Consider the following 16,286-nt stretch of genomic DNA (forward strand, 5'->3'; position numbering starts at 1 on the left):
CTATGGGCGTAGATTACCGCCCTTTAGGAGTGTCCAGAATCATTAAGCCAGATCAATCAGTCCCCTCTCCCTCTGGGAGAGGGTTAGGGTGAGGGGCTATTTCGCTGACACGATAAAAAACTGGAAGCGCTCACTGCCCAGCATTTCCTGCGCGTAAACATGATTCCGTGAGCGCGTTTAAAGTACACAGGCCGTTACGCCACGGGGCCTACAACACCTTGCGCCGTTACCTACGCGTACGCCAGAATCCGCCGGCTTACACGACCATAGCGCGGGCTATATCGTTTGCCTGCCACTGCCCATCAGTGGTCGGGTTTAGTAGCCCGTATGGTTTTAGTAAGTGCATAGGTCCCATAAAGTCAGGCGCATCTGCCTGTACTCAATGGTGGCTGTGCTCAGGGCGCTTTCGAGCGCGCCGGTCTTGCTAATTCCTCCGGTCTACTAACCTGCGCACAGCCGCCACCCTTCTTTTAGTAGAGAAAGGTTGCGGCCCTTGTTCAGGAATTAGATATTTATGTTCAAAGCCACGCCAAACCCTCCGGGCATCGACCCAACCCCTCACGACCCAGCGCTTGAGTCTCAAAAGACAAAAGAAGCGACTGATCGCGCCCTCGATTACTACCTCCGACCCGAAGCCCTGGCGGCCCCACCAAGCTCGCCAAAATTTCGCCCCGTCTATCTCGTCGACCCCACGCTGGATGACGAAACCCTGCTGGTCGAGGCGAGCGAGTCGCTTTCATACGCCCATGCCATGGCCGGTAACATCGCCAACTCAATCGGCGGCCCGGAGCGCAAACCGCTGCTGGCGCTGCAACAGGTGATCATGCTCAACGAATTGTTGGTCAATCGACTGCTGGATAAGCTGAAGTTGCCTCAATAACTTAACTGGCTGTTATGGCCTCATCGCGAGCAGGCTCACTCCTACAGGAGATTTGTTGTCGGGCACATAAACTCTGGCCGCCGCATATCTAATCTAGGAGTGAGCCTCCTCGCGAAAGCGTTACACGGCTATAAGGTGTGCTATATCGATTGCCTGTCACTGAAACATCTTTTTATGGCAGAGCGGGTCGAAGCGTTGTTCGAAGAGGATTACAAATCATCTCTTAGCAAGTTAAAAGTTCCTTTAGGCTGCGTACGATAACCATGACTTTTAAACTTTGCTTCAAATGTACCTGTAGCAATCCCCTTGGCGGGATGGATGTCGATCTTGACTGTAGCCTCATCAGCATCAACGTAGGTAAACCCATAAAATCCAGACGGCCCAGGCGATGAGTGGCCGTGCTGGAATCTCAGTCCATCGTTCAACGTATAGGTTTTATTGAACGGGGCGTCATTGGTATAGGGGATCGAGAAAAGGTAGAGGAAGATATTTTCGTCCTCCAGCGTTCCTGTCGATCCTGAGATTGACCAGCTCTTTTCGCCTGTCGGAATAAAATGGTGTAGATCAAAAAAAGTTTTTACGGCCGTCGTTTCGGGGTTGGTGCCGAATTGCCAAGTAAGGACATTTCCCTGCTTCTGAGTAAAATCTGTTTTCGGTATGTAAACAAGTTGTGCAGTCATCTTCAATTCCTTGGTCTTATCGTGTGAACAGTTGTGAGTGTCTGTTCGACGATTCATAAATAAACCCGTGAAAATTGACTGTCTACTGTCAGGTCTGACAGTAGACAGTTGCAATGTTTTGTGGGTTGATTTTGGAATGTTCAACACAAGATTTATTAAAGAAGTGCACCTTGGATATTAGATTCCTCGGGTCAGCAGTTGTGGCGTAATGAGTGACTGAGCTCTTCATGCGCAGCTCAACTCAAACCGAACCCCGGATTGGGTAATTTCACTGACACAACAAAAAACCCGGAAGCTCTCGCTCTCCGGGTTTTTTGTTATCGCCAGTTCAATCAGCGGTTAAAACGCTCCACCAACGAATACTGCGTATTGGCGGTCTTGGTCAGCTCTTCACTCAACAACGCCGAGTTGTGCGCCTGTTCCGACGTCTGATCCGCCAGTTCCGAGATATTGCTGATGTTGCGGCTGATCTCTTCAGCCACCGCACTTTGCTCTTCGGTCGCGGCAGCAATCTGTGTGGTCATGTCGGTGATGTTGGCCACCGCTTCACTGATCCCGACCAGGGCCTGATCCGCTTCCAGTACCCGCGCCACGCCTTCTTCGGCCTGACGATGTCCGGCTTCCATGGTTTGCACAGCGCTGGACGCGGTCTGTTGCAACTTGGCGATCAGCGCGTGGATCTGCCCGGTGGATTCGCTGGTGCGTTGCGCCAGTTGACGAACTTCGTCTGCCACCACGGCGAAACCGCGGCCCATTTCGCCGGCACGTGCAGCCTCGATGGCGGCGTTAAGGGCAAGCAGGTTGGTCTGGTCGGCGATGCCTTTGATCACGTCGACCACGCCGCCGATTTCGTCGCTGTCCTTGGCCAGTTGCGTCACGGTCAGGCCGGTTTCCCCAACAACCACGGACAAACGCTGAATGGCTTCGCGGGTTTCCCCGGCGATGTCACGGCCGCGACCGGTCAGGCGGTTGGCTTCCTGGGTGGCGTCAGCGGTGCGTTGTACGTGGCTGGCGACTTCCTGGGTGGTGGCGGCCATCTGGTTGACGGCGGTGGCGACCTGTTCGGTTTCCACGCGCTGGCGTTCCAGGCCGGTCGAGCTGTTGTGCGCCAGGGCGTCGGACTGCTTGGCCTGATCGGTCAGGTGTTCGGCGGTGTCCTGCAGACGGGTCAGGCAGGTTTTCAGGCGCGCTTCCTGGCTGAGGATCGACATCTCCAGACGCGCCTGGGCGCCACGGCTGTCGGTGTACATCTGCGCGATCAGCGGGTCGGAGGTGGTCTGCTCGGCGAGGCGCAGCAGGCGCTTGAGCCCGCGTTGCTGCCATTGCAGGCCCATCAGGCCCAGCGGCACCGACAGACCGGCGGCAAGGGCGAAGCCCCACTGCGAGTTCAGCGTCGCGCCGATCATGAAGCTCAACTGGCTGACCAGAATGAACGGCAACCAGTCCTGCAGGATCGGCAGCCATTTGTCCGTCGAAGGAATCGCCGACTTGCCCTGGTTGATGCGTTGATAGAGCGCTTCGGCGCGGCGGATCTGTTCGGCGGTGGGTTTGACGCGCACCGACTCGTAACCGATTACCTGGCTGCCATCAAACACCGGCGTGACGTAGGCGTTAACCCAATAGTGGTCACCGGATTTGCAGCGATTCTTGACAATGCCCATCCATGGCAAGCCTTGTTTCAATGTGCCCCACATGTGCGAGAACACCGCCGACGGCACGTCAGGGTGACGGACCAGATTGTGCGGCGCCCGGATCAGCTCCTCCCGCGAAAACCCGCTGATTTCAACGAACGCGTCGTTGCAGTAGGTGATCACGCCCTTGGCATCGGTGGTGGAAATCAACCGTTGCTGAGCTGGAAAGGTCCGCTCGCGTTGTGTAATGGGCTGGTTGTTACGCATGGTTTTTCAATCCGCAAGGCTTTGAAAGGTTGTCGGCGCTGACAGGTTTTTATTGAAGTTTTTTTTCAGAATTAAGTACGGCGTCGCAAAACGGCGCTTGCGTCAACTGGCCAGCATCGGATAAGTGAACAGGCCGAAGTGCAACAGGTTCAGGCCGAAATGCGTGGCGATCGCCGCGCCCAGTCCGCCGAAACGGTAGGCCAGACCATAGCCGACCCCGGCCAGTCCCGCCAGCAACACCCAGGTCCAGCCAGCGCCGGCATGCACCAGACCGAAGAGCAGCGAGGCCGACAGCAGCGCGAGGTTGTCGCCATACGGCAGGTGCTTGAGACGACGGCTGAGTCCGCCCTGTATATAGCCGCGAAACAGCGCTTCCTCGACCAGCGTCACCAGCAGCAGATTGTTCAGCACCCAGAGCCAGGCCTGATCCGGCCACTTTGGCGCCCAGGCAATCACGCCGAGCAGCAGCGCACCGCCGAGGGCGAGAATCGCGCACAGCGTCAGGGCGAGGGCGGTGGCGTAGACCGTCAGTCGCAACGACCGCCGCGCAACGATCCACGGGCACACCAGCAGCAGCCAGAAACCCACCAGCGGTTTGTCGAGGTTGAGGTACATCGCGAACGGCACAGCGTTTTCAGTGAAACGTTGCGGATTGATCGCGCGGCCGTTGGCGAAACCCGGCAGCCAGTGCAGCGCCAATGCCAGGGCCAGAACGACAAACAGGCCATGGCCCAGCCAGCGCGCGACCGGCACCTGTTGCTGGCGCACGGCGAAGGCGGCGAACAGCAAAAGCCCCACGGAGATCAATGCCAGCCAACCGAGTTGGCCGTAGCTCAGGGCCAGTCCGTAACCGAGGCCGAGCAGCGCAAGATAGAGCCAGGGCAGCGCCTTCATCGAAAGTCCTTGTGCGAAATTCTGGAAGGGGCTTTCTACACGGGCGAGGGCGGTGGGACAAGGGAAGGGCAGCGAGAAAACCGCCGCTGATAATTTCACACCGACCTGTAGGAGCTGCCGAAGGCTGCGATCTTGAGGCTGTGGGACGCGGAGCGTCCCCGGCTGCATTCTCACGCAGAGCATGGGAACGATCAGACATCACGGCAAACCCCGGATCCCCTGTAGGAGTGAGCCTGCTCGCGATAGCGGTGTGTCATTCCCCGCAGATGTTGGCTGATCGACCGTTATCGCGAGCAGGCTCACTCCTACAAGGGTTTTGCATTCGGCTGCAGATCAGCGCAGGTTCAGTCTGGCCGCCGCGCGCTCGGTAATCTCGGTACGCAGCTTGAACGAAGGCGCCGCGCGCAACCGTGCTTCGTCGACAACTGCACTCGGTGCCACGTCCGGGCTGCCGGCATTGAACGGCGGCGCCGGGGCGTATTCCAGCTGCAACTGCACCAGCTGCGCGGTATCCGCATCAACCAATTCAGCGGCCAATACCAAGGCAAAATCGATCCCGGCGGTGATCCCGCCACCGGTAAACAGATTGCCGTCGCGCACCACCCGATCCTTCACCGCAATCGCCCCCAGCTTCGGCAGCAGCTCGTGATACGCCCAATGGGTGGTCGCGCGTTTGCCTTGCAGCAGACCCGCCGCGCCAAGTACCAGCGAGCCGGTGCACACCGAGGTCACATAACCTGCCTGGGCGGCCTGGCGCTTGATGAAATCCAGCGTCTGCTGGTCTTCCATCAACGCCCCTACGCCGCCACCGCCGGGCACGCAGATCACATCGAGATCCGGGCAGTCGTCGAAGGTCGTGGTCGGTTTCAGCAGCAGGCCGGTGCTGGACGTCACCGGCATCAGGTCCTTCCAGACCAGATGCACCTGCACGTCGGGCAGCGAGGCGAGCACGTCGTAAGGGCCGGTCAGGTCGAGTTGCTGAACCTGCGGGAATAACAGAAAACCGATCTGCAGCGTCATCGTTCTTGCTCCGTTGAAAGAAGTGGACGACTTCACTGTAGGCGCGTAGGTTCTGGCGCATACGCCAATCACCCCACGAATCACGCCAAATGCCCAAAGCCATTCACGTCCTCGCGTTTGCCAACATGCAGATTCTCGATGTCACCGGGCCGTTGCAGGTGTTTGCCTCGGCCAATGATCTCGCCCGCCAGCGCGGGTTGCCGACGCCCTACGCGCCGAGCGTGATCGCCAGCGGTGGCGGGGCGGTGCTGTCGTCGGCGGGGTTGGCGGTGCTCGCCGAACCGTTGCCGCAAACGCCCAGCGACACATTGATCATCGCCGGTGGCTGGGGCATTTATGCGGCCTCGGAAGATCTGCAACTGGTCGACTGGGTGCGCGAACATGCGCACGGCTGCCGGCGCGTGGCTTCGGTGTGCACCGGGGCCTTTCTGCTCGCGGCCAGCGGCTGGCTCGACGGCCGCCGCGTGGTCACGCACTGGACCCGCTGCGAACAATTGGCCGAGCAACATCCGAATCTGCGCGTGGAAGCCAACCCGATTTTCATCAACGACGGCCCGGTGTGGACTTCCGCCGGGGTCACGGCGGGTATCGATCTGGCGCTGGCGATGGTCGAAGAAGACCTCGGTCGCGACATTGCCCTCGACGTGGCCCGGCATTTAGTGGTGTTCCTCAAACGCCCGGGCGGGCAGTCGCAATTCAGTGTGACGCTGTCACTGCAACAGCAGGGCAACCGCTTCGATGAGCTGCACGCCTGGATCGCCGAGAACCTGACCTGTGATCTCGGCATCCCGACCCTCGCCGAACAGGCCGGCATGAGCGAACGCAGCTTCATCCGCCACTACCGCGCCGACACCGGCCAGACCCCGGCGCGCGCGATCGAATTGATCCGCGTCGAAACCGCCCGGCGACTGCTCAGCGATACCGGCCTGCCGGTCAAGCGCATCGCCGCCAATTGCGGGTTTGGCAGTGAAGAGACACTGCGGCGCAGTTTTCTGCGGGCTATTGGCGTGACGCCACAGGCGTATCGGGAGCGGTTTTCGGTCAGCGTTGCAGCAGATCCAGTATTGCCGTGATTGCTGAGTGGCGCGGATGCAACTTTAGAGTGCGACCTGTGCGTTTTTTGAATAGCGGTATTTGAACCGATCGCCATAAATAGACTTGACGATCAATTCATAATCGATGCGTTCGCTAGCGTACGCCTGCAGAAGCAACTTATTCAATGCACAGACCTCTGGGGCTTTTGGATTGGCTTCGATGAGGCGCTCTTCGCTATTGACTGTAAAGGCATCGTTCGGGCGTGGGCCACCAACAAGAAAACACAGCGGGTTGAGTCCCAGCTCAGTCACGGCAGAAAAGAACTGTCCATACTGATGATCAGGGACGGGTTGTCCGTCTACGTAAACCTTGACGCTTTCTACAAAAGCGTTGCCCATGCCGTTATTGAAGGCGTAAATACCCCACTGATCTTTATTTCCGTTGTTGGAGAAATACGAAGTTATACGAGGTTCTACCGAGACATGGTTATGTTTGATTTGCGCTTGCGCTTGCCAAAACGTTGCACCCAGCGCCAGCAAAGCAACCGCAAGTGCGAGTTTATCTACAGATGTTGAAGTCATATAAAAGCCTGAAAAGGTGGATTGCTAACCTCAGATATTCGTGACCGTTCAAACCTCAACTTCCGCCACCTGGTTGAAATACTTCGTCCGATCCGGCGTAAACGTCACCTTCATCTTCGTCCGCGAACACGTCAGCGCACGCTCCTGCGCCAGATCAATATCCAGATCCTCACCGCGCAGACCCTGCCACTGCGCCAGGTATTTCAGGGAGCCATATTTCTCGTTTTTCTTCAGGCTGCGACTGACGCCACCCTTCCAGCCAAGCACCGGCAATTCACCGGCCTGGCAGCGCTGGGCGAGTTCGGGAAAGCGTTCGGCGCGCTGGCGGCCGATTTCCCAGCATTTGATCAGGCCTTTGTCGGCGCCTTCCCAGAGCTGGGTGCGGCTCAGCCCGGTGCGAAGAGGGGAGTCGATGCTGCGCTGGACGTGGTGAGGCATTCCGGTTCCTTGAATTCGGGGGTGGTTGGACAGCTCCGCTGTGCCCGTTGCGTTGGATGGTAGGTGTGGATGTAACGGCTGGCAACAAGGTATTTCGGCGTGTAAGCGTACGTTGCCGGGTAGGTCTGCGTAGCCTCTGTTTAACCAACACGGCAGCGGCCCACGCTTGAAACTGTGGCGAGGGAGCTTGCTCCCGCTCGGCTGCGCAGCAGGCGCAAAGCCAGTGGCTGCGGGGGCTTTAAGTCAGTGGGCAGTCAAGTGACGGGCCCGCTTCGCGACCCGGCGGGAGCAAGCTCCCTCGCCACAGAGGCTGGGAGCAGCTGCCTGTTTGCGTGGCGTCAATTCCACAATTCGGCGTTGATCAGGGCTGTTTCCTACAGCCCCTGATGTCAATTACGGCTGCCAGGAACTCTTCTCGCCACTCAATTTGCGATCAAGAAAACTCGCTGCACTGATCAACGCCAGATGCGTCAGCGCTTGCGGCGTGTTACCCAGATGGCGGCCATGGCTGTCGAACTCTTCGGCGTACAGCCCCAGCGGGTTGGCGTAACGCAGCAACTGCTCGAACTCCAGATGGGCTTTTTCCACCTGCCCGGCGCGCGCGAGGCATTCGACGTACCAGAACGAGCACGCAGCGAACGCGCCTTCGGTGCCGTTGAGGCCATCGATGTTGGCGTCTTCGTTGCGATAGCGATAGACCATGCCGTCGCGCACCAGGGTTTTTTCGATCGCTTCCAGAGTCGAGAGCCAGCGCGGGTCCTTGGCGCTGACGAAACGCACCAGCGGCATCAGCAGCATCGAGCCGTCCAGCGCGGTGCCGCCCTTGTACTGAACGAAATGCCCGCGTTCTTCATCCCAGAAGTTGTCCCAGATGTCGGTGTAGATCGCTTGCCGGGTCTGATCCCAACGGGCGAACGGCGCCGGCAGCGAACGCTTGGAAGCCAGACGGATCGCGCGGTCCAGGGCCACCCAGCACATCAGCCGCGAGTGCAGGAAATGATGGGTCTCACCGCGCATTTCCCAGATGCCGACATCCTCGGTCTGCCAGTTCTCACAGACCTGATCGACCACTTCGCCGACGTGCCGCCAGCCTTCATGGGAAATCGCGTCACCGTATTTGTTGACCAGATACACGGCGTCCATCAGTTCGCCGAAGATGTCCAGCTGGACCTGCTCGTAGGCACCGTTGCCGATGCGCACCGGTCGCGCGCCGCCGTGGCCGGCCAGGTGCGTGAGTTCGGTTTCCGGCAACTCCTGCTGGCCGTCGATGGCATAGAGGATGTTGAGCTTCATCGGTTTGCCGCAGCAATCGCTGACCCGTCCGCGCAACCATTGCATGTAGTGGTTGGCCTCGTCGACGAAGCCCAGGCGCATGAACGCATAAACCGTGAACGACGCATCGCGAATCCACGTGTAGCGATAATCCCAGTTGCGCTCGCCCCCGGGGGTTTCCGGCAGGCCAAAGGTGGCGGCGGCGAGGATCGCACCTTGGCGACGGGAGGTCAGCAGTTTCAGGGCAAGGGCGGAGCGATTGACCATTTCCCGCCACCGGCCGCGATAGTTGGATTGGCCGATCCAGCCGCGCCAGTATTTCAATGTGCGCTCCATGCACAGCTCGGCAGCGCCCTCGGTGAAACGCGGATCATCAATGCCGCCGAGCATGAACGCGGCGGTTTCATTGTGCTTGAGGGTGAACTGCGCGACGGCTGCCTGTGCGTCGACCTGCAGGGTTTGATCTGAAGCCAGGCGTAGCGACGGCTGGCCAGCGGAATGGAACGTTACGTCCTTTGCGTCCATCTCTGCCTGGGTTTCGGCGCGGCCGTAGTCATGGCGTACCGCACAACGCAGATTGAACGTCGCCGAGCCGCTGACTACTCGCACGCGGCGCATCAGCAACGGCAGGGAATCGACATCGTCACCGATGGGCAGCAGATCGGTAATCTCCACCACGGCGTGTTCGCTCAGCCAACGGGTCTGCAAGACGTTGGTGTCGGGCAGATAAATCTGTTCCCGGCGTGCGTCTGGCAAGTCCGGCGCGAGCTGGAAAATGCCTGCTTCAGGGGTATCGAGCAGCGAGCAGAAAATTGTCGGGCTGTCGAACTCCGGCCAGCAGAAAAAATCCACGCTGCCCTTGTCGTTGACCAGCGCGGCGCTGCGCATGTCGCCGATGATTCCGTGAGCACCGATGGCGCTCTGTTGTTCCATTTCAGGCTCAGCCATTGCCACGAAACTCCGGATAGAGGCTCATCCCGCCATCGATGAACAGGGTGGTGCCGACGATGTAATCGGACAGGTCGGAAGCGAGGAAGACCACTGCATTGGCAACGTCCTCGACGTCACCAATGCGTCCGTAGGGAATCAGTTCGAGAAGCTTTTTGCCGGCTTCGCCTGCGGTGGCGTCAGCGTTGATCGCAGTGCTGATCGCACCGGGCGCGATGCTGTTGATGCGGATGCGCTGTTGGCTGACTTCCTGGGCGAGGCTCTGCATCAATTGATCGACGCCGCCTTTGGACGCCGCGTAGTTGACATGCCCGGCCCATGGAATGCGCTGGTGCACCGAGCTCATGTGAATGATCTTGCCCGCCGCGCGCGACACGCCTTCGCGCACGCCCTGACGCTGGAAAATCCGCAGCGCCGCACGTGCGCAGAGGAACTGCCCGGTGAGGTTGACGCCGATCACCGTGTTCCAGTCGTCGAGCGTCATGTCCACGGCGGCAGCGTCTTTTTGCAGGCCGGAATTGGCCACCAGAATGTCCAGCGAGCCGAACGCGTCGACGGTCTCTTTGAACAGCCGTTCGACCTCGTCCTCTTTCGAGACGTCGGCACCGATGGCCAGTGCTTTACCGCCCTTGGCGTTGATTTGCGCGGCCAGTTCTTCAGCGGGTCCGGCGCTGCTGTTGTAGTTGATCACGACCGCCGCGCCGGCCGCGGCGAGTGCTTTCGCGGCGCCATGGCCGATGCCGGAGCTGGCGCCGGTGACCAGTGCCACCTGATGAGCGAGGGAGATCTGCATGACGATTCACGCCTTGGTTCCAGAGACTTAAGTAGCTGACTGATGGCCGGCGGCGAGAGTTCATCTGCAACCATGAAAAGTTCGCCAGCGTCAGACCTGATAGCGGCCACTGCTGCGATGCCATTCGACGTTGCCGGCCAACCAGCTCTTGATTCCGCGCAGGTAGCGTTTGAGTCGCGGCGAGGCGTGCGGCAACAATGCTCGTTCTGCCGACTCATACAGATGCATGATTTCATCGTGAACGGCAGCACTTTGTGCCATCGCCTGAGCGGGCGAGCAGCCCTGTTCGCGGATCAGCAACAAGGGCAGGTTGAAATCGCCGATACCTGCCTGCTGTTCCTTCAGCGCGGAAAACAGGTCATTGGCAATGATCGTGGCGCTGGCGGCCAGCGTCGTGACGCGCCTCACCGCGGATGAACAGTAGACATTGGCGGGCAATTCATACCCGCCGATGATGTCGATCAGCGCCAGGCACGGCAGGAAACTGTTGACCTGCCGTTGAGCCAGATATTCCCAGAGCGCGGGCGTGATTCCTTCGATACGCCAAGCCGCTTCGGCGGTCATGGTGACGAACATGGCAATGATTTCATGGCGTACGCGGGCAACCTGCGCCGCTGTCGCGAATGCCTCGACCCGCGCCAGCCAGGCACGCAGGGCGACCAACACCGGATCACTGTTCAATGCCTGCTCGAGCCCCGGGCGAAATCGTTCGCTCAAGTGAACCGGCTCCAGGGCTGCCAGCGCCAGAGAGAGGCGCGGCCCGACCATGCTCGGCTCGGATCCGGTTCGCTCGTCGTCGCAATAGTAATCGTCCACGGCAAACAGCGCGGCGAAACATTGCGCCGCCAGCAACAGCCGATCGGGCTCATCGGTGTCGGTATGACACAGCATGGCGAAGCGCCCGAAAGCCATGGCGCGGACCTTGTCGTGCCGCCCCGGAAAAATCCCCACCTGCTCGATCCACGGCATCAGCCGATCATCCACCGCAGCCGCCAGCGCGGCGTCGTTGCGAAAGGGTGCCAGTCCATACAGGGCGGGCACGGCCCACGGCGCCTTTTCCGCTTCGGGTAAGACGAGCATTGACGATTCGTCCATGGCCAGGCTCCTGAGTGTGGTTGCAGGGTTCCACGGTGATACGTGAAGATCAACGGCCTCATCAGAGCGCAAACCACAAGGGAGCGCACCTGTCAGGTCTGACAGGTCAACGCGCATTTTCGACAAATGGTCATCGTCGTCAGCGCTGGAAAGATCAGCTGGCTTTCACACTCCACCAACAATTACGCGCTTCCACGGCATTCAAGCCTATGGCAACTTGGCCGCCCCTGATGAGGCTGCGATCAATGGCAAACCCCTACCGCGAATTGTTCACCGCCCCCGGCGCCCGTGCTTTTGTAATGGCCGGGATGCTGGCGCGCATGCCGATTTCGATGACCGGCATCGGCCTGATCACCATGCTCGCGCAGTTGAACGGCGGCTATGCGCTGGCGGGCGCGGTGGCGGCGACGTTCGCCCTGGCCACGGCGTTTTGCGCGCCGCAGGTGTCACGGCTGGTGGACCGCTACGGTCAAGGGCGGGTTCTGCCGATCGCAGCGCTGACCGGTGGCGGCGGGTTGTTGATGCTGCTGCTGTGCACGCGTGTGCAGGCGCCGAACTGGACATTGTTCGTGTTCGCCGCGCTGGCCGGTTGCATGCCGAGCATGTCGGCGATGGTGCGGGCGCGCTGGACCGAAATCTACCGGGGCCAGCCGCAGTTGCAGACGGCCTATGCGCTGGAGTCGGTGCTCGACGAAGTGTGTTTTATCGTCGGGCCGCCGCTATCGGTGGGCCTGTCCGTTGCAGTGTTTCCCGAGGCCGGGCCGTTGGCGGCGTTGTTGGCGCTGGCTATCGGCGTGACGACGTTTGTCGCCCAGCGCAGCACCGAGCCGCCAGTGCATGCGCAGGAGTCGCAGCATCAGGGCTCGATCATCCGCTCGACCGATGTGCAATGGCTGCTGGCCTTGATGCTGGCGATGGGCGTGATCGTCGGAGTCATCGACGTGGTCAGCGTCGCCTTCGCCCAGCATCAGGGCCAGCCGGCAGCGGCGAGTATTGTCTTGTCGGTATACGCGATCGGCTCATGCCTGGCCGGCATCGCCTTTGGTGCGATGCGCTCGAAATTGCCGCTGCCGCGCCTGTTTCTCTACGGCGGGCTGGCGACAGCGGTGACCACGCTGCCGCTGCTCCTGGCGAGCAATATTCTCGGCTTGTCGGTGGCGGTGTTCATCGCCGGCCTGTTCTTTTCGCCGACGCTGATCGTGGCGATGGCGCTGATCGAACGCATCGTGCCGCCGGCCAAACTCACCGAAGGCCTGACCTGGCTGGTGACCGGGCTGAGCATCGGCGTAGCAATCGGCGCCGCCGGCTCCGGCGCGCTGGTGGATGCGTTAGGCGCGCGCAGCGGGTTTTGGCTGGCAATCGCGGCGGGGGCGGTGGTGCTGGGCTCGGCGATCCAGAGTTACCGCCACCTCCGGGTAGGAGCGTAGGAGCTGACGAGTGCAACGAGGCTGCGATCTTTTGACTTTGACTTTGGATTTTGAAGATCAAGATCAAGATCAAAAGATCGCAGCCTCGTTGCACTCGTCAGCTCCTACGCTCCTACAGGAAATCGGGTTACCAGCCTCGTCCTGAGTTGATCCAGAAGTTGACGGATAGCGACGTCGACACCGATTCAACCTGATGAAACCACCCCTCGGGCAAAAACAGCAGATCCCCAGCCTCCAGCGTCACGCGCAAAAATGTCACCTCCCGCGCCGCCGGGAAACGCTCATAGTCCGGCGCATCCGGGTTGAAATCGCAGCCATCCAGACCACCCTTGGGCGCGGTCGACCAGGTGCCCAGCGCCTCGCGATGATGCGGTGCGGCGAGGGTGAATTTTTTCTGCCCCCAGACCTGGGCGAACAGGTTGTCGGTGTCATCGCGATGCAGCGGCGTCAGCGTGCCCCTGGGGCCGATCCAGATGCGCGGCGGGATGAACAGCGAGGTGTCGAAGTAGGGCGGGTACTGGATCTGTTGCAGCAGCTGCACGGGCAGGATGTTGTTGCCCATGTACGCCGGCGGCTCGCCGTCCGCGCCCTTGACCGCCGGGCTGTCCAGCGAGGCGATGAACTCGGCCATCGAGGTCGAGCGGAAATCACGCTCGGTGGAGAAGGTCTTCTTCACGTAATCGCCATGGCGAGTGATGCCCTGCAGTTCGGCGAAATGCACCAGCGACTCTTCGCGGCTCAGGCTGAACAACGGCCAGTCGTGCAGGGCATTGCTGATCACCAACGGAATGCCGTTGGGCAGATAACGGGTCTCGAATTCATGTCGGCTCAATTCGGCGCGCGTGCGACGTTCGACGCTGGTCTGCCTGGGCAGTGCAGCAGTGAGCTTTTCGCTGAAGCGCGGCGGGGTCGGGTAGCGCTTGTTCATGTCGACCTTTTCCACCGTGCCGCCTCCCTGGCGGGCGTGGTCGATGATCTGTGGCAGCATTGTCGCCAGGCCCATGTTGCCGCCGATCTTCAGCCGACCGCTGGCGAACAGTTCCTCGACATTGACCACCCCGGCCATGATCCCCAAAAAGTCCTTTTCTGCCACTTCGATGGTCACGTCCGGGCTTGGGTGGCGCCCGAGCTCCGTGCGCTGGCTGGTCTTGATGTCGTACCAGTACGCCTGTTGCGCACTGAAGATGAACTGGAAAACGCCCTCGATGCCGACCGCGCCGGCGTTGGCGAACAACTTGCCCAGAATGCTCTGCAGGTCCACGGTGATTCCCTCGCGATTGTTGTTTTTTTCCTGAACAGGCAACGAGCGGCCGGCGGGGGAATTTAGCGATCGGTGACTAATTTGTCCGGCCATTGATCCGTCTTTCTTGCAGACACATTTTTCAAGGAAAGCGCGGTGACCAAGCTGACATTGCTGTGCCTGCCCTATTCGGGTGCCAGCGCCATGGTTTACAGCCGCTGGCGGCGTCAACTGCCGACGTGGCTGCAATTGCAACCGGTGGAACTGCCGGGGCGTGGCGCGCGGTTCGACGAACCTCTGCAAACCGACATGCGCGCGTTGGCGCGGCAACTGGCGCGCGAACACAAACCGGGTCTGCAAGGCCCGTATGCGTTGTTCGGGCATAGCCTCGGCGCGTTGCTCGCTTGCGAACTGGCCCATGCCTTTCGCGAGCTCGGCGCGCCGGAGCCGCTGGCGCTGTTCGCCTCCGGCACCGCCGCGCCGACCATGCGTAGCGACTACGACCGCGGCTTTGCCGAGCCGCGCAGCGATGAGGAGCTCATCGAACAGCTGCGCACCTTTCAGGGTACCAGCGAAGAAATCCTCGCCAATCAGGAATTGATGAGCCTGACCCTGCCGGTGCTGCGCGCCGATTTCATGATGTGCGGGCGCTTCACGCCTGCCGAGCGGCCCTTGCTCAATTGCCCGGTGCACGTGCTCGGCGGCAAGGAAGACCGCGCCACCACCGAACAACTGATCGGCTGGAGCAAAGAGACCCTGGGCAGTTTCTCGGTGGACATGATGACAGGTGGGCATTTCTTCATTCATGAACATGAAGCGCGGGTCATTCGCACGATCAAGAGCCATCTGGAAGTGCATCACCGGCGCCTTGCGCAGGCCGCGCAACCGGCGTTCTGAGAAGCGACTCATCCATCACGCATAGTCAGGAGGCCAGTCATGGCTGTTGCTTTGGGATTTTCCGTTCGGCCATTGCTGCCGCAGCGCGGTCGCTTGCCGCTGTTGATCGAGGCGAGCGATGCCGACACTGATCTGTTGGCGGTATTCGATGAATTGAAGGAGCTGGTCGACGAGCATCTGCTGCGCGACGGTGGTGTGCTGTTTCGCGGTTTCCGCCTCGATGGCGCCGAGCAGTTCCGCCGGTTCGCTGCGAGCTTCGGTCATCCGCTGCTGAACTACGAGTTCGGCTCGACCCCGCGTACCAACGTCACCCAAGGCGTGTACACCTCCACGGAATACCCGGCGCACCAGAGCATTCCGTTGCACAACGAACAGGCGTATTCCCGCGACTGGCCGATGAAAATCTGGTTCTACAGCATGATCGCGGCGAAGTCCGGCGGTGAGACGCCGATTGCCGACAGCCGCGAAGTCTACCGGCGCATTCCGGTGGCGATCCGTGAGCGTTTCGTCAGCAAAGGCCTGATGTATGTGCGCAACTTCGGCAACGGCCTCGATGTCGCCTGGGAAGACGTGTTCAACACCGAAGACCGCGAGGTCGTCGAGGCCTACTGCAAGGCCCACGGCATTGTCTGTGAATGGAAGGACGACGGCGAGCTGCGCACGCGGCAGACCTGTCAGGCGGTGGCGGTGCACCCGGTAACGGGCGATCACGTCTGGTTCAATCAGGCGCACCTGTTTCACATCTCCAACCTGCAAGCGGAGGTGCGCGAAAGCCTGCTCGACATCGTCGACGAAGAAGACCTGCCACGTAACGTCTACTACGGCGACGGTTCGCCGATCGAAGACGAAGTGCTGGCGCAGATTCGCGCGGTGCTCGATGACTGTGCGATCAGTTTTCCGTGGCAGGAGGGCGACGTGCTGATGCTCGATAACATGCTGTCCGCGCATGCTCGCTCACCGTTCGAAGGGCCGCGCAAAGTGATTGTGGCAATGGCCGAGGGGCATTCGCAGGACGCGCGCTGAGCGGGTCGCAACGCTTCAATTTGAATGCCGAAGCCGGGCCTGTACCGGACTTCGGCATTTGTCTGTCTGGCGTTCGTACCGTCGGGCTGCGATTGCCGCTGGCGCGCTAAATCGTTGCGCGGGCCATTCGTTCTTGTTGATACGACCGGGTCTCCAGGTCACGCC

At 60.4% G+C, this 16,286-nt stretch carries 15 protein-coding genes; 5 read left to right on the top strand and 10 right to left on the bottom strand.

Features of this window, described 5'->3' with window-relative positions; translation table 11 throughout:
- Window positions 1-514: 514 nt before the first annotated feature.
- A complete protein-coding gene (locus QRN33_RS19900; RefSeq protein WP_285409649.1) occupies window positions 515-880 on the top strand; it encodes a DUF6124 family protein in 366 nt (121 codons plus the stop codon).
- A gap of 209 nt (window positions 881-1,089) precedes the next feature.
- Here the strand turns inward: QRN33_RS19900 and QRN33_RS19905 are convergent, their stop codons facing one another.
- The 4 genes from QRN33_RS19905 to inhA form a co-directional block, all read right to left on the bottom strand.
- Entirely contained in the window at window positions 1,090-1,560 is a 471-nt protein-coding gene (locus QRN33_RS19905) for a hypothetical protein (protein ID WP_285409650.1), read from the bottom strand.
- A 332-nt stretch (window positions 1,561-1,892) separates the two neighbouring features.
- Window positions 1,893-3,458, bottom strand: coding sequence for a methyl-accepting chemotaxis protein (locus tag QRN33_RS19910; protein WP_042608406.1), 1,566 nt, complete (start codon window positions 3,456-3,458; stop codon window positions 1,893-1,895).
- A 102-nt stretch (window positions 3,459-3,560) separates the two neighbouring features.
- The gene (locus QRN33_RS19915; RefSeq protein WP_042608405.1) at window positions 3,561-4,352 is read right to left on the bottom strand and encodes a CPBP family intramembrane glutamic endopeptidase; all 792 of its coding nucleotides are present in this window, start codon (window positions 4,350-4,352) and stop codon (window positions 3,561-3,563) included.
- Window positions 4,353-4,685: 333 nt separating this feature from the next.
- Window positions 4,686-5,372 carry an isonitrile hydratase gene (gene inhA, locus QRN33_RS19920; protein WP_285409651.1) on the bottom strand — a complete coding sequence of 229 codons (687 nt, stop codon included), beginning with the start codon at window positions 5,370-5,372 and terminating at the stop codon, window positions 4,686-4,688.
- 89 nt (window positions 5,373-5,461) lie between these two features.
- Here inhA and QRN33_RS19925 point away from each other — a divergent pair, with 89 nt between their 5' ends.
- Window positions 5,462-6,445 (top strand): GlxA family transcriptional regulator, encoded by a 984-nt coding sequence (locus QRN33_RS19925; RefSeq protein WP_285409652.1) that lies wholly within the window; start codon window positions 5,462-5,464, stop codon window positions 6,443-6,445.
- Between the two features lie 24 nt (window positions 6,446-6,469).
- Here the strand turns inward: QRN33_RS19925 and QRN33_RS19930 are convergent, their stop codons facing one another.
- From QRN33_RS19930 to QRN33_RS19950, 5 genes are all read right to left on the bottom strand, one after another.
- Entirely contained in the window at window positions 6,470-6,988 is a 519-nt protein-coding gene (locus QRN33_RS19930; protein ID WP_042608402.1) for a hypothetical protein, read from the bottom strand.
- Between the two features lie 48 nt (window positions 6,989-7,036).
- Window positions 7,037-7,426, bottom strand: coding sequence for a hypothetical protein (locus QRN33_RS19935; RefSeq protein ID WP_123418667.1), 390 nt, complete (start codon window positions 7,424-7,426; stop codon window positions 7,037-7,039).
- A gap of 393 nt (window positions 7,427-7,819) precedes the next feature.
- Window positions 7,820-9,646: a glycoside hydrolase family 15 protein gene (locus QRN33_RS19940; protein WP_285409653.1), complete on the bottom strand. Its 1,827-nt coding sequence runs from the start codon at window positions 9,644-9,646 to the stop codon at window positions 7,820-7,822.
- Entirely contained in the window at window positions 9,639-10,439 is an 801-nt protein-coding gene (locus QRN33_RS19945) for an SDR family oxidoreductase (protein ID WP_285409654.1), read from the bottom strand. The genes QRN33_RS19940 and QRN33_RS19945 overlap by 8 nt, the downstream gene beginning before the upstream one ends.
- 90 nt (window positions 10,440-10,529) lie before the next feature.
- Window positions 10,530-11,534 carry a family 2 encapsulin nanocompartment cargo protein terpene cyclase gene (locus QRN33_RS19950; RefSeq protein ID WP_285409655.1) on the bottom strand — a complete coding sequence of 335 codons (1,005 nt, stop codon included), beginning with the start codon at window positions 11,532-11,534 and terminating at the stop codon, window positions 10,530-10,532.
- Between the two features lie 245 nt (window positions 11,535-11,779).
- On the opposite strand from QRN33_RS19950, the gene QRN33_RS19955 reads away from it, so the two are divergent.
- Complete coding sequence (locus tag QRN33_RS19955) at window positions 11,780-12,961, top strand: MFS transporter (protein ID WP_285409656.1); 1,182 nt, start codon at window positions 11,780-11,782, stop codon at window positions 12,959-12,961.
- Window positions 12,962-13,088: 127 nt separating this feature from the next.
- Here QRN33_RS19955 and QRN33_RS19960 read toward each other — a convergent pair whose 3' ends face one another.
- Window positions 13,089-14,222, bottom strand: a complete 1,134-nt coding sequence (locus tag QRN33_RS19960) for a cupin-like domain-containing protein (protein ID WP_285409658.1) — start codon at window positions 14,220-14,222, stop codon at window positions 13,089-13,091.
- 135 nt (window positions 14,223-14,357) lie between these two features.
- Between QRN33_RS19960 and QRN33_RS19965 the strand changes: the two genes are divergently transcribed.
- Together QRN33_RS19965 and QRN33_RS19970 are read left to right on the top strand one after the other, a co-directional pair.
- Window positions 14,358-15,098 (top strand): thioesterase II family protein, encoded by a 741-nt coding sequence (locus QRN33_RS19965; protein WP_042608396.1) that lies wholly within the window; start codon window positions 14,358-14,360, stop codon window positions 15,096-15,098.
- A gap of 39 nt (window positions 15,099-15,137) precedes the next feature.
- Window positions 15,138-16,121, top strand: a complete 984-nt coding sequence (locus QRN33_RS19970; protein ID WP_285409659.1) for a TauD/TfdA family dioxygenase — start codon at window positions 15,138-15,140, stop codon at window positions 16,119-16,121.
- Window positions 16,122-16,286: the final 165 nt, after the last annotated feature.

Origin of the sequence: Pseudomonas sp. FR229a, assembly GCF_030209115.1 — a bacterium.
Classification (GTDB): Bacteria; Pseudomonadota; Gammaproteobacteria; order Pseudomonadales; family Pseudomonadaceae; genus Aquipseudomonas; species Aquipseudomonas moraviensis_A.

Excerpts from the sequence above, each read along its gene's own strand:
- QRN33_RS19930 (WP_042608402.1), bottom strand. The coding sequence starts at position 6,988 with ATGACTTCAACATCTGTAGATAAACTCGCACTTGCGGTTGCTTTGCTG.
- QRN33_RS19935 (WP_123418667.1), bottom strand. The coding sequence starts at position 7,426 with ATGCCTCACCACGTCCAGCGCAGCATCGACTCCCCTCTTCGCACCGGG.
- inhA (WP_285409651.1), bottom strand. The coding sequence starts at position 5,372 with ATGACGCTGCAGATCGGTTTTCTGTTATTCCCGCAGGTTCAGCAACTC.
- QRN33_RS19945 (WP_285409654.1), bottom strand. The coding sequence starts at position 10,439 with ATGCAGATCTCCCTCGCTCATCAGGTGGCACTGGTCACCGGCGCCAGC.
- QRN33_RS19900 (WP_285409649.1), top strand. The coding sequence starts at position 515 with ATGTTCAAAGCCACGCCAAACCCTCCGGGCATCGACCCAACCCCTCAC.
- QRN33_RS19950 (WP_285409655.1), bottom strand. The coding sequence starts at position 11,534 with ATGGACGAATCGTCAATGCTCGTCTTACCCGAAGCGGAAAAGGCGCCG.
- QRN33_RS19955 (WP_285409656.1), top strand. The coding sequence starts at position 11,780 with ATGGCAAACCCCTACCGCGAATTGTTCACCGCCCCCGGCGCCCGTGCT.
- QRN33_RS19940 (WP_285409653.1), bottom strand. The coding sequence starts at position 9,646 with ATGGCTGAGCCTGAAATGGAACAACAGAGCGCCATCGGTGCTCACGGA.
- QRN33_RS19925 (WP_285409652.1), top strand. The coding sequence starts at position 5,462 with ATGCCCAAAGCCATTCACGTCCTCGCGTTTGCCAACATGCAGATTCTC.
- QRN33_RS19910 (WP_042608406.1), bottom strand. The coding sequence starts at position 3,458 with ATGCGTAACAACCAGCCCATTACACAACGCGAGCGGACCTTTCCAGCT.
- QRN33_RS19905 (WP_285409650.1), bottom strand. The coding sequence starts at position 1,560 with ATGACTGCACAACTTGTTTACATACCGAAAACAGATTTTACTCAGAAG.
- QRN33_RS19915 (WP_042608405.1), bottom strand. The coding sequence starts at position 4,352 with ATGAAGGCGCTGCCCTGGCTCTATCTTGCGCTGCTCGGCCTCGGTTAC.
- QRN33_RS19970 (WP_285409659.1), top strand. The coding sequence starts at position 15,138 with ATGGCTGTTGCTTTGGGATTTTCCGTTCGGCCATTGCTGCCGCAGCGC.